This is a genomic window from Arcicella sp. GW822-FHT02H01 (assembly GCF_058802005.1).
In genome coordinates, this window is the sequence record NZ_JBXANT010000001.1 from 3201385 (window position 1) to 3214336 (window position 12952).

The 12952-nt window shown below is 36.2% G+C and carries 7 protein-coding genes; all 7 read right to left on the minus strand.

All coding sequences use genetic code 11. The annotated features are described in order from the left end of the window. Window positions 1-176: 176 nt before the first annotated feature. The 7 genes from AC1RNE_RS13595 to rimP all read right to left on the minus strand — a co-directional run bounded on the left by AC1RNE_RS13595 (window position 177) and on the right by rimP (window position 12937). Window positions 177-962 carry a uroporphyrinogen-III synthase gene (locus AC1RNE_RS13595; protein WP_323247079.1) on the minus strand — a complete coding sequence of 262 codons (786 nt, stop codon included), beginning with the start codon at window positions 960-962 and terminating at the stop codon, window positions 177-179. Window positions 963-1047: 85 nt separating this feature from the next. Further along, window positions 1048-2304 carry a DUF4271 domain-containing protein gene (locus AC1RNE_RS13600; protein ID WP_492801477.1) on the minus strand — a complete coding sequence of 419 codons (1257 nt, stop codon included), beginning with the start codon at window positions 2302-2304 and terminating at the stop codon, window positions 1048-1050. A 60-nt stretch (window positions 2305-2364) separates the two neighbouring features. Then, complete coding sequence (sucD, locus tag AC1RNE_RS13605) at window positions 2365-3240, minus strand: succinate--CoA ligase subunit alpha (RefSeq protein ID WP_309922454.1); 876 nt, start codon at window positions 3238-3240, stop codon at window positions 2365-2367. Between the two features lie 479 nt (window positions 3241-3719). Continuing rightward, window positions 3720-7298 carry a CRTAC1 family protein gene (locus AC1RNE_RS13610; protein ID WP_492801479.1) on the minus strand — a complete coding sequence of 1193 codons (3579 nt, stop codon included), beginning with the start codon at window positions 7296-7298 and terminating at the stop codon, window positions 3720-3722. Between the two features lie 213 nt (window positions 7299-7511). Then, a complete protein-coding gene (gene infB, locus AC1RNE_RS13615) occupies window positions 7512-10988 on the minus strand; it encodes a translation initiation factor IF-2 (RefSeq protein ID WP_492801481.1) in 3477 nt (1158 codons plus the stop codon). Between the two features lie 125 nt (window positions 10989-11113). After that, window positions 11114-12361 carry a transcription termination factor NusA gene (nusA, locus tag AC1RNE_RS13620; RefSeq protein WP_492801482.1) on the minus strand — a complete coding sequence of 416 codons (1248 nt, stop codon included), beginning with the start codon at window positions 12359-12361 and terminating at the stop codon, window positions 11114-11116. A 102-nt stretch (window positions 12362-12463) separates the two neighbouring features. Continuing rightward, the gene (gene rimP, locus AC1RNE_RS13625) at window positions 12464-12937 is read right to left on the minus strand and encodes a ribosome maturation factor RimP (RefSeq protein WP_492801484.1); all 474 of its coding nucleotides are present in this window, start codon (window positions 12935-12937) and stop codon (window positions 12464-12466) included. Between the last annotated feature and the right edge of the window lie 15 nt (window positions 12938-12952).

Genomic DNA, 12952 nt, shown 5'->3' on the forward strand with positions numbered 1-12952 from the left:
CAAATACAGGCTTTAATTCCAAATCTAATAAACATTTGTATAAATTACGTTAAAAAATGTATCTCATAGATACTCCTAACGCTAATTTATTAATATTTGTTGTGATATGGTGATAAAAAAAGAGACCCATGAGTTTATATTACTCACAGGTCTTTTATGAATTCTTTTAAATAGTCTTAAATACTATTTGCTTTCTTGATATAAAGCTCCAAAGCACCCGTCATAGATGGGGCATTTGGAAGAGGCGCTTGAATATCCAAAATCAAGCCTGCTTCTGTTACTGCTTTTGCCGTTGTTGGTCCAAAGGCAGCAATTCTTGTTTTGTTTTGCTTGAAATCTGGAAAATTATGAAACAAAGATTTTATGCCAGAAGGGCTAAAAAATGCAATTACATCATAAAACACGCTTTCTAAATCAGATAAATCTGAAGAAACTGTTTCATACATTACAGCCTCTGTAAGTTGTAAATCGTTTGTTCCCATAAATTCTGGGATATCACTACGACGCTTGTCTGAACAAGGAAATAAAAACTTTTCAGTTTTATGTTTCTTGATTAACTCAAGTAATTCAGCAGCAGTTTTTGTTCCTGTAAAAATCTTACGTTTACGTATTACAATATATTTCTGCAAGTAATTAGAAGTCTGTTCTGTGATACAGAAGTATTTCATATCAGCTGGTACTTCTATACGCGCTTCTTTACAAATGCGAAAAAAATGATCTACAGCATTACGACTAGTAAAAATAATGGCAGTATGATCAAGGATATTGATTTTTTGCTTCCGGAAGTCCTTAAAAGCAACGCCTTGAATTTCGATAAATGGGCGAAAATCAACTTTGATATTGTATCTTCTTTCCAACTCAAAATATGGTGATTTATCGTCGGCTGGGCGTGCTTGCGTAACTAAAATACTGGTTACTTTGGTTAATCTGTCTGGATGTGCGGTTAATGCTATTTCGCTCATGCTCAATGCAGTTAAACTTGATTGGATTATTGTTTGGGCTAATGTGCTATTTTTAGAACATTTTTTTGTTGAATTATCACATTATTTAGAGTGCAAAACGGATGCCTACTATAAGCGGTATTAATTCAACGATGCAAAGGTACGAAAATAAATACAGATTTTTTAGTGCCGTCATCTTATTTATCGTAAAGTATAAAAGTGCTAGGCGTCCGATAAAGAATAATGAAATAGGGAAGAACAAATATTTTTCTGCATTTTCCGTGATTTCAGGTATTGATATCGTACTGTAAGTGAGTATAATTAGTACAATCAAGAAAAAAATACTTGAAGCTTGAATAATTTTAAAAAAATGGATATTGATGATTTTATCGAGCCTGTAAAGGTTTGAAAGAATCATTAAGGAGATATATTTAAAAATATATGCGCCAAAGATAATTGAAGAAATTACTAAGAAGTTACTCAATAATACGCCAAGTGTTTCTCCTTCTTGAAGGATACTGCTAGTAGAGAATAAATCGTTCTTTTCATTAATGACTAGCATAAAAATAAAGCCGATTGTAAAACTAAGGTTTATGACAAACAGTAGATTCCCTAAATCAAAAGGCTTGTTTACGATAAATGAATCATCTCGTACACTAATTGTCAGCAAGTCTTTGGGATTAAAAAAACGCTCGAAAGATTTTGGCTGATAATTATACAAAAATGCGTAGGCACCTACTAGTAAAAATAAGCCAATCACAAAAAAGTTTTGGAAAGAGGAAATATCACGTGGAATAATGGTTAATAAAGACTCAGATAATTCAAATGTTTCCTGAGTTCTAGATATTCTATTTCCTACATAAACCATCAGTTCTTCAATATTGGTATTGCCACCATAAATTGTAAGAAATAGTTTCGTTTTTTTATAGACTCTCTGCAAGCTGTCAACATCTAAAACAACCCATTTATTAATAGGTAATTGTTGTTGTAAGGAAGCATTAATGAATAGGTAATTTTCTTTGGATGAGTAATATAGAATTTTATAAGTTTTATAATTTTCTATATCACAAAACAAGCTAAATGAATTATAGTCTTTATGGAGTTCACGAACATAGGGAACATAGGCTTTATATCGTTCATCAAATACCTGCCAGTCATCTCGGTAGTCATGCACTAAATAATAAGCGTTGCTTGGCCCAACGGTGTCTTTGGCAAGGGTGTTAGGAATGAAAAATAAATACCCCGATAGGATTAAAAAGCCTATTCTGAGGAAATAGTATGATTTGACTAAACGCAAAATCCTGCATGATTGAATAAATCGTGCAGGATTTTGTGAATGAATATATTGTTGGAAGGATTTCAAGTCTTGATAGTTTTGTGCAAAATTAGAAAAAAACTATCAATAATTCATTGAAACCGTTTACTACAATCCTAATGCTTTTAACATTGTAGCACCAATATCTGCTGGAGAATGTACTACGTGGATACCACAAGCTTCCATGATAGCCATTTTAGCAGCAGCAGTATCATCTGCACCACCGATAATAGCACCAGCATGACCCATTCTACGACCTTTCGGTGCAGTTTGACCAGCGATAAAACCTACTACAGGTTTTCTGTTTCCGTCAGCTTTAATCCATTCAGCAGCTTCTGCTTCCATGCCACCACCAATTTCACCAATCATTACGATACCCTCAGTTTCAGGGTCATTCATTAATAATTCAACGGCTTCTTTAGTAGTTGTTCCGATGATAGGGTCACCACCAATACCAATTGCAGTTGTTTGTCCCAAACCTGCTTTTGTTAATTGGTCTACAGCTTCGTAAGTTAAAGTTCCTGATTTTGATACGATACCAATTTTACCTTTAGTGAAAATAAAACCAGGCATGATACCTACTTTACATTCACCTGCTGTCATTACTCCCGGACAGTTTGGTCCAATTAAACGACAATCTTTGTTCTGAATGTATTCCTTAGCATAAATCATGTCTTTGGTTGGAATACCTTCTGTGATACAAATAATTACTTTGATACCAGCATCAGCCGATTCCATAATAGCATCAGCAGCAAATGCAGGTGGTACAAAGATGATTGAAGTATCAGCACCTGCCTTTTCTACAGCTTCAGTAACTGTATTAAATACAGGACGGTCAAGATGGGTTGAACCACCTTTTCCTGGCGTTACACCACCAACTACATTAGTACCATATTCGATCATTTGCTGAGCGTGGAATGAACCTTCAGACCCAGTAAAGCCTTGTACGATTATTTTTGAGTTTTTGTTAACAAGTACACTCATTTCAGATAAATATTTGGTTTGTAAAAATCAGTTTTTTTGTGAAATTACTGCATTTAATCTTAACAGTGATTATATTTATACAGTGCCTACGTAAATTTATCGTAAAGGTATAGTTTGCAAAGCAAAGGACAAAAAGGAATTTGGAGATTGAGCAATATACTTATTTTAAATAGTGTTTAACCATTTGATTATTAATAACTTAGATGTATTTCTATTTCTGGAAATATAGTATAGCTTATTCACATAAGGTATTTTTTGCTTAGCAATTTTGAGATAATGTTTTGAGCTAAAATTTTATTCAAGATTTTAATCCTGCCTTGTTAGAATTTTTTTTGAAGAAAATAACCATCAAATATCCTTTTGCTATTTGTAAGGATAAAGCCCAATAGGAAGAGAATCTAATCAGAAAAGGAAATAAAAAAAGCAAATCCAGCTAATTAGCTGGATTTGCTTTTTTTATTTCCTTTTTATTGTTTAGGTTAAAGCGCTCGCTTTTTACCTTTTGAATCTATTACTTCTATTGATTTCAAATTTGAATTTATCAATACGCTTCGTGATGATTGTGATAAAAACGAATTGCCATAGCCAACTTCTACTCTGCGTGTTTTTCCATTTTTCAGATTTTCCAACACAACGCAATCATTGGTTTTCAAAGGCTTACTTTGAAGAGTATTGTTGCTTAATTGGAATGTTTTTAATGCTCCACGGTTTTGTGTAGCCATTACCAAGGTTTTTCCTTTTGCATTAGTAAGTCTTACTAAGCCTTTTGCATCACCCGTTACGCCAAAGGCTGTTTCTGGCAATAAGCTTGCTTTGAAATTCCCTTTTCCATCGCCTTTCAAGAGGAGGCCATTGAATGCATCCAGTCTACCTACAGATACTTCAGACGCAAAGTCATTTCCTACCATGAGTACGTCAAGATGTCCGTCGTTGTCAAAATCCTCCGTCAACATTCCTAATACAGGGGCTGTTTGTGCCTCCATAGGTAATGCTTTTACTTTGAAATTACCACTGCCAAGGTTTTCTATATAGCTTGTTTTTAGGTAATTAGCCCTTAAAACGAGGGCGTCTTTCAATTCCTCTTCGGTGAAAAATCCTTTAATGTCGGATTTAGCTAGTTGATTATAGGTTACAAATTTCTTACGTGTAGTAATCATTTGTTTACTTAAATCGTCGCGACCATTAAAAGCAAATTCTTTTTTATGAGCGTCTGTGTCTTTAGGTTTAAAAAAGACCGTTGGGATAGCATCATAATTACCATCCGTATTGAAGTCTTTGGCGTATATAGACACGGGTTCAGTATCGCTTGCTCTCATGACAGAGTTTTTACCAAAATTACCAACGATATAATCCATATCTCCATCATCATCAAAATCGCCAGCGGTAATACTATTCCAAAATCCAATTTGCTTGTTAAGGTCTAAAGCTCCTTCTAGTTTTTCTAATTTACCCTTGTTGTTTTGTAGCATTGTAATGGGCATCCATTCGCCAGCAAGCATCAAATCTACCCAGCCATCATTGTTATAGTCTGTCCAAATGGCATCACATACCAAACCTATATTTGATAGACTTGGTGCTACCTGAGTACTTACATTGGTGAATTTTACTTGCCCAATTTTTGAATCATTTCTAAGGATATAGCTAGAAACTGGCATTGGATAGCTAGAAACTTCTACACGCCCACCAATAAATAAATCAAGGTCACCGTCTTTATCATAATCGGCAGCTTTCACACAAGAGCCACTTTTTAAGAAGCTAGGTAAAGCCTGTGTTTTTTGTACAAAATGCCCTTTGCCGTCATTTTCATAAAATCTATCTTGATAAGTTGGCGAATCTTTTGGTTGTTCGTTACTACCACTTACAATGTACAAATCAAGGTCGTTGTCGAGGTCAGCATCAAAAAGCAAAACCCCCATATCCTCCGCAATTTTTGTAAGGTCAGTTTCACCGCCTATCAAATCAGACTTAACAAATTTTCCAGCTTGATTTTGTAATAAGAAGACACCCTTTTGTTCAGAAGGCCCACCAATAAAAATATCTTCAAGTCCATCACCGTTTACATCGCCAACGGCAATCGCTGGGCCAAATTGGGATAGCTTATGGGGAATCAACTTCTGAATATTGAAATCAATAAAATCTTTTTCAGTATGAACATAATCGATATTAAGGGAATCTGTAAGATCTGCAAAAAGTGTTGTACGTTTTAAGGGCTGACTTACATTGAGAATGGTAGCATTCTTTTCATAAACCGTTAAAACTTGGTTCGCAGCTACATTTTTCAATAGTTGAGTTTTGCCACTTTGCCAAATGATTTTCACTTCATCTATTTTCTTGCTTTTGCCTAAACCGAAATGAGCAATGTTTTCGATAGTAGAAAGATATCCTCTATAAGGCGTATTTTCATACACTTGCTTTTGTCCGTTTTGATAACTGATTTCTATGAATGCTCCCAAGCCACCAATATTTTTATCTGTTCCTTTTAGTTTTATACGTAGATAATTACTTTCGGTGGGCTTCGTTTCAATTAAATTATTACGATAAACAGAAGCCGAATCGTTGATGTTGTTGGTAACATAATCTAAGTCTCCATCATTATCTAAATCTCCATAGGCTGCTCCATTAGAAAAACTAGGCTTAGTAAGTCCCCATGAAGCACTGACGTCATCAAAAGCAAAGTTTCCTTTATTCTTAAATGCATAGTTCGTGATTTTTATAGAAGGGATAGAATCCAAGAGCATCATTCTAGGCACCATATTACCCATTTCAGCACGGTAAATCATGAAGTCTTGATCAGTAATATCACGTGGAAAACCATTGGTGATAATAATATCTCTGAGTCCGTCATTATCAAAATCTGTTGCCATAGGCGTCCAACTCCAGTCAGTTTCAGCAATACCCGCCAACAAGCCAATCTCACTAAAAACAGGTTTGCCTGTTTTCGGATTAAAACCTTGATTCATTTGTAACGTATTTCGAGGATATTGGAAATCATACCCAAACTTTTCATTGTTTTGATAAGTCAGGTAATTATTAGGAGGCAACATCATCTTTTTGCGATAATTATCCGCAGGCATCATATCAACGGCTAAAATATCGACAAGACCATCATTGTTTAAATCGGCAACATCATTACCCATGGCTGAATAAGAAGTGTGCTTGAAATAATCATGGGCTTGGTCGGTAAATGTACCGTTATGGTTATTGATATAAAGTAAATCGTTCGTCAGGTAATCGTTGGTAATATAAATATCCTTCCAGCCATCTCTGTTAATATCAGTAATGTTTATTCCTAAGCCATAGCCTTCTATCAAAATACCCGCCTTTTTAGAAATATCTGAATATACGCCATGCTTTAGTTTTTCATCCCAATCGTTGCGGTATAATCTACCTGTGCGTTTAGATGAACCATCTACTATTTTATCATGGTATTTATTTGGAAAACGGATGTCTTCCATTTCGTTAATCAATACATATAAGTCTAAGTCACCATCGTTGTCATAATCAAAAAATGCAGCATTAGTTGTATGGGTGGTGTCGGCAATGCCATATTCCTTCGCCATTTCTTTGAAAGTAGGAATGCCATCTTTACCAACACCTTGGTTAACATATAGCATATTAGTACGTTCTGAGGCTACCTTTTTAACAGTGGCACATACGTATATATCTAACAGGTTATCATTGTTGATATCAACAACAGCTACACCAGAACACCATTTTCCCTGTCCTGCAACGTTAGATTTTTCGGTTACATCCTCAAACTTTAGCTTGTTAGCCTCATCTACGCCTTTGTTTAAGTATAGTTTATTAGCTACTTGATTGCCCGTAAAATAAATATCAGTAAGATTATCATTATTGAAGTCTCCAAGGGCTACTCCGCCACCATTATAGACGTATTCAAACTCAAGGACATTCATCGTATCGTTTTCTATAATCCGATTGGCGAAAGTAATGCCTGTATCTTCTGCGGATAATTGAGTAAAGAGTGTGTCTTGTTTTTCGCAAGCGCAAAATGAAAAGATAATAGTGATTAATAACAGCAGTAAAAGTTTTTGATTCATATTAAATAAGATAAGTTTTGAATATAAAATTAGCAAGATTTTATATGAATTCTATATGCTAAAGCCTTAAAATAAATATTGATAGCATATTTTTTTTATAATTTATATTTAAATAGTAAAATTAAGTGATTGGTATGGAAAAAGAGGAGAGGGGTAAAACACAAAAAAAGCTCGAAGATATCTCCGAGCTTTTTTTGTGCTATTATTAACGAATTATAATGTACGTTTCAATTCTTTCATTTCGTAACATTCGATGATGTCACCTACTTCAAGGTCATTGAAGTTTTTGATTGAAAGACCACATTCATATCCGAATTTCACTTCTGCCACATCGTCTTTGAAACGTTTTAAAGCAGAAATTTCACCTTCATGAACCACGACGAAGTCACGGATAACACGAATCTTATGCGAACGTTTCACTGTACCATCTAATACATAAGAACCTGCTACAGTACCTACTTTAGAGATTTTGAATACGTCACGTACTTCAATGTTAGCAGTTACTACTTCTTCAAACTTCGGTGCTAATAAACCTTCCATCGCGTCTCTTACATCATCAATTGCTTGGTAGATGATAGAGTATGTACGAATTTCGATTTGTTCGTTTTCTGCCAAACGACGAGCGTTCACACTTGGACGAACTTGGAAAGCTACAATTACTGCATCTGAAGCAGAAGCCAACAATACGTCTGATTCTGAAACTTGACCAACACCTTTGTGAATGATACGAACTTGTACTTCTTCGGTAGATAGTTTCAATAATGAATCTGACAATGCTTCTACAGAACCATCCACGTCACCTTTTACAATTACGTTCAATTCTTTGAATGTACCGATAGCTTTACGACGACCGATTTCATCTAAGGTAATATGTTTACGTGTACGTAATGATTGCTCACGGATAATTTGTTCACGTTTGTTGGCAATTTCACGTGCATCACGCTCATTTTCCATTACACTTAGTTTGTCACCCGCAGCAGGAGCACCACTTAGACCAAGTACTTGTACTGGAATAGATGGACCTGCTTCTTTTAATTTATTACCACGGTAATCGAACATGGCTTTTACACGACCATAGTGAGCACCTGCAAGCATCATATCTCCTACTTTTAATGTACCAGCTTGAACCATGATATTCGCAACATAACCACGACCTTTATCTAATGAAGCTTCAATAACAGCACCTACAGCACGTTTATTAGCATTGGCTTTCAATTCTAACAATTCGGCTTCTAGTAATACTTTCTCTAACAATTCATTGATACCCATCCCTGATTTTGAAGAAATTTCCTGAGTTTGATATTTACCACCCCATTCTTCTACAAGCATGTTTTTGATAGATAATTGCTCACGAATTTTTTCTGTGTTTGCACCTGGCTTATCTACTTTTGAGAAAGCAAAAACAATAGGTACACCAGCAACCATTGCGTGGTTGATAGCTTCTTCTGTTTGTGGCATCACTGCGTCGTCTGCTGCAATTACGATAATGGCAACGTCTGTCAGTTTAGCACCACGAGCACGCATTGCCGTAAAGGCTTCGTGACCAGGCGTATCCAAGAAGGTAATTCTACGGCCATCGTCATGTTTTACAGAGTATGCACCGATGTGCTGTGTGATACCTCCGGCTTCACCAGCGGCAACTTTAGCACGACGGATATAATCTAGTAATGATGTTTTACCGTGGTCAACGTGACCCATAATCGTTACGATTGGCGCTCTCGGTAATAAATCCTCTTCAGCATCTTCTTCTTCAACAATCGCAGATTCGATTTCTTCTTCAGCTGAAACAAACTGAACTTCAAAGCCGAATTCTTCTGTAATTAAGGCGATAACATCTGCCTCAAGACGTTGGTTGATTGAAACGAACATTCCTAAACTCATACAAGTAGAAATGATTTCGTTTACCGATACATCCATTAAAGAAGCCAATTCGCTAGCTGAGATAAATTCAGTTACTTTTAAGATTTTTGCTTCTTCGTCTTCTGCTAATTGACGTTGTTCATTTCTTTCTGCACGGAACTTACGTTTAACACGACGTTCTTTTGCACCAAAGTTAGACTTATTGGTTTGCCCTTGCAGACGAGCCATCGTAGCCTTGATTTGGTCTTGAATTTGTTTTTCAGAAACTTCACCTTTAGGTTGTGGTTTTACGCCACCGCCAGCATTATTGTTGTTATTATTTCCTGCTGGTTTTTTCTTAAAGTTGTTATTATGCTGATTATTATTATTACCCTGATTATTGTTGTTGTTATTCTGGGTATTATTGTTGTTCTGATTGTTGTTGTTGCCTGATGCTCCACCATTATTCGCAGGTTTTTTAGCATTAGGGTCATTCGTAGCGGGTGCAGCATTAGGTACACCATCTTTTTTAGGACGAGGGGCACCTCTTTCGTTACGGATTTCAGCTTCTGTAACTTTAGCACCACCAGGTTTATCAATACGCTTACGCTTCTTCTTATTGTTATTATTGTTGTTGTTATTTCTAGAACCACCGCGAGAAGGCTCGACAGGTAAAGAAATTTTCCCTAAAACTGTTAATCCTTTTAGTTGCTCTCCTTTGGCTTCGATTAATTCCACATTTGAAGTATCTTCAGGAATTTCATCGTTACGTCCTAGCTTTTGTGCTGGTGCTGGATTAGGACGTTGTTGTTGCGGCTGAGGAGCTGGATTAGGAGTTGGTAAGTTGCCACCCTGTTGTACTGGACGAGCCTGATTGTGATGTGCACCACCGCCTTGCTGTTTGTTGTGCTGAGGGTTCTGATTGGAATTCCCGCCACCTTGTTGCTTATTATGCTGAGGGTTTTGATTCGGATTCCCGCCACCTTGCGGTTTATTTGGCTGATTCGGGTTGTTATTATTCCCTCCGCCTTGTGGCTTGTTGTGTTGATTTTGGTTATTATTATTATTCACCCCACCTTGTGGTCTATTGTGTTGGTTCTGATTATTAGGCTGTATTGCTGCTTCAGCAATTTTTGGTTCTGCTACTGGTGTTGCGACTGCTTCTATCACTACTGGTTTTTCTAATACTACCACAGGTTCAGGCTTTGGTGCTTCCTTAACCGTTTCAACTTTTGGAATCTCTACTACTTTAACCTCTTGGGTTACCACAGGAATAATCGCTGGCTTTACCTCTTCAACTTTAGGTTGTTCAACTTTCACTTGAATTTCAGGTTGTGGCTCAGGTTTAACAGTTTCAACCTTCACCACGGGCTCTTCTACTGTAGGCGCTGGTTTTGGTTCAACTATTGCAGGCTTTTGAGGAACAGGATTGCCTTTCGCATCCAATTCTATTTTACCAAGTACTTTAAATTGTACTTCGGCTCTTCCCAAAATAACATCTGATTCTTTCTCAGCTTTTGCTGGCTCGGTTACTTTTGTTTGTTCTGATGCTTCTGTATTCTCTTTTCCTCGGAAGTAAAGAGGCATATCATCATCCTGTTTTTTTACAAGTACAAACTCTTCCTCTGTAGGTTTTGATGAAACTACAGGAGTTGCTGCACCAACATCCTTTAATAAGGATTCGGCTCCATATTCTTTTGCTACGAGCTTTAACTGCTCAAAATTTAGTTTGGCGTTGGGGTTGTTCTCAACCTTATGACCTTTGACAGAGAGATATTGAACAATGGTTGAGGTTCCCACGTTAATCTGCTTTGCCACAAGGCTCAAACGCATCATTTTATCTTCTGCCATAATTTCTGTTGATACTTTTCTATAGTAATTTGTAATTTTAAGTAATGAATGATAGAATAGCTTTTATGAGTAAGTGAGATATAAACAATGACTATTCTATCATTCTATCACTTACTCATTCTAAATTACTCAAACTCCGAACGTAGAATTGATAATACCTCGTTTACGGTTTCTTCCTCAAGTTCAGTACGACGAATTAATTCATCGCTATTCAATTTGAGTACTTGTTTTGCCGTATCAAGACCGATTTTGTGTAATTCTGTAATTACCCAATCCTCGATTTCGTCAGTAAATTCAGTTAAGTCAACATCTTCTTCGTCAACTTCACTTTCTTTAATATCACGATACACATCTAATTCGTAGCCTACTAACTTGCCTGCTAACTTAATGTTTTGTCCTCCTTTACCAATAGCCAAGGAAACTTGGTCTGGTTGTAAATACACCGCAATTCTCTTTCTTTCTTTATCAATTTTCATTGAGCTTACTTTGGCAGGACTTAAAGCACGACCAACTAGCAATTCAAGGTTTTCTGTATAATTGATAACGTCAATGTTTTCATTCTGTAATTCACGCACAATGCCATGAATACGAGAACCCTTCATCCCCACACACGCACCTACTGGATCAATACGGTCGTCATAAGATTCTACCGCTACTTTTGCACGCTCACCTGGTTCACGCACAATTTTACGAATCATGATTTGTCCATCATAAATCTCAGGAATTTCTTGTTCAAATAAACGTTCCAAGAAAACAGGAGAAGTACGAGAAAGGATAATCTTTGGCGTACCGTTGTTCATATCTACTTTATGAATAACTGCTTTTACTGCTTCACCTTTTTTGAAACGGTCTTTCTGAATCATCTCTGATTTTGGTAAAGTCAACTCGTTGCCTTCACCATCAGTAATGATAAATTCTTTTCCAATAATTTGGTAAACATCTCCCGAAACCATTTCACCCACCAAGTCTTTGTATTTTTCAAAGAGGCCTTCTTTTTCTAAATCCTTAACTTTTTGAATCAATGTCTGACGAGCCGTTTGAACAATTCTACGACCGAAATCTTCTAGTTTGATTAATTCCGCTACTTCTTCGCCAATTTCAAAATCAGGTTCAATTAATTTTGCTTCTGCCAAAGGAATTTTGTCATAATCCCAAATATCTTCTGAATTGTCATCAACAATTTCACGTGTACGCCACATTTCTAAGTCGCCACTTTCAGGGTTGATAATTACATCAAAATTTTCATCCGTACCGTATCTTTTACGAATCATCGTGCGGAATACGTCTTCCAGCACTTTAATCATCGTCGGACGGTCGATATTTTTTTCTTTTGCAAAATCCGCAAACGATGAAATTAACTCTGCACTGTTCATCTTTTCATAATTTTATTAATGTGAAAAGAAGCCAACAAGTAGAATGTATGAGGAATAGATTTGCTCTAATTTCAATGATTCAACAATTCGGCAACTCGACCACTATTTAAACGATATTTGTACTTTTGCTTGCTGTATACTCGAAAAAGGAATCGCGACTGCCTCTATTGGCTCTACTTTCTTACTTTTTGTTTTCTTTGGTTCTTCTTTAAATATAATGCCTTCATCGCTTACATCTTCTAAAGCTCCTATTTTTTCAACGTTGTCTTTCAAAACTAATTTTAAATTACGACCAATGTTTTTTACAAACTGACGCTTAAAAGTAAGCGGATGGTCGATACCTGGCGACGATACTTCAAGATTATAGGCACCAGTTATCAATTCGTTGGTTTCAATAAAATGGGCTAATCTTCTACTTACAGAAGCACATTCTTCTATTTTGATACCTTCATCAGTATCCAATAAAATAGTGATGTTCTGTCTTGTCTTACTTTCACTTACTTGAACATCTACAATAAACAATCGTCCTTCTTCAAGGTATGGTTCAATAAGTTCGGTTATTTTTTCTTTTGTCATTTCTTTTTATCACGA

Bases quoted from the DNA above. Each gene is read 5' to 3' on its own strand.
- AC1RNE_RS13595 (WP_323247079.1), bottom strand. From the start codon at position 962: ATGAGCGAAATAGCATTAACCGCACATCCAGACAGATTAACCAAAGTA.
- sucD (WP_309922454.1), bottom strand. From the start codon at position 3,240: ATGAGTGTACTTGTTAACAAAAACTCAAAAATAATCGTACAAGGCTTT.
- AC1RNE_RS13610 (WP_492801479.1), bottom strand. From the start codon at position 7,298: ATGAATCAAAAACTTTTACTGCTGTTATTAATCACTATTATCTTTTCA.
- infB (WP_492801481.1), bottom strand. From the start codon at position 10,988: ATGGCAGAAGATAAAATGATGCGTTTGAGCCTTGTGGCAAAGCAGATT.
- nusA (WP_492801482.1), bottom strand. From the start codon at position 12,361: ATGAACAGTGCAGAGTTAATTTCATCGTTTGCGGATTTTGCAAAAGAA.
- rimP (WP_492801484.1), bottom strand. From the start codon at position 12,937: ATGACAAAAGAAAAAATAACCGAACTTATTGAACCATACCTTGAAGAA.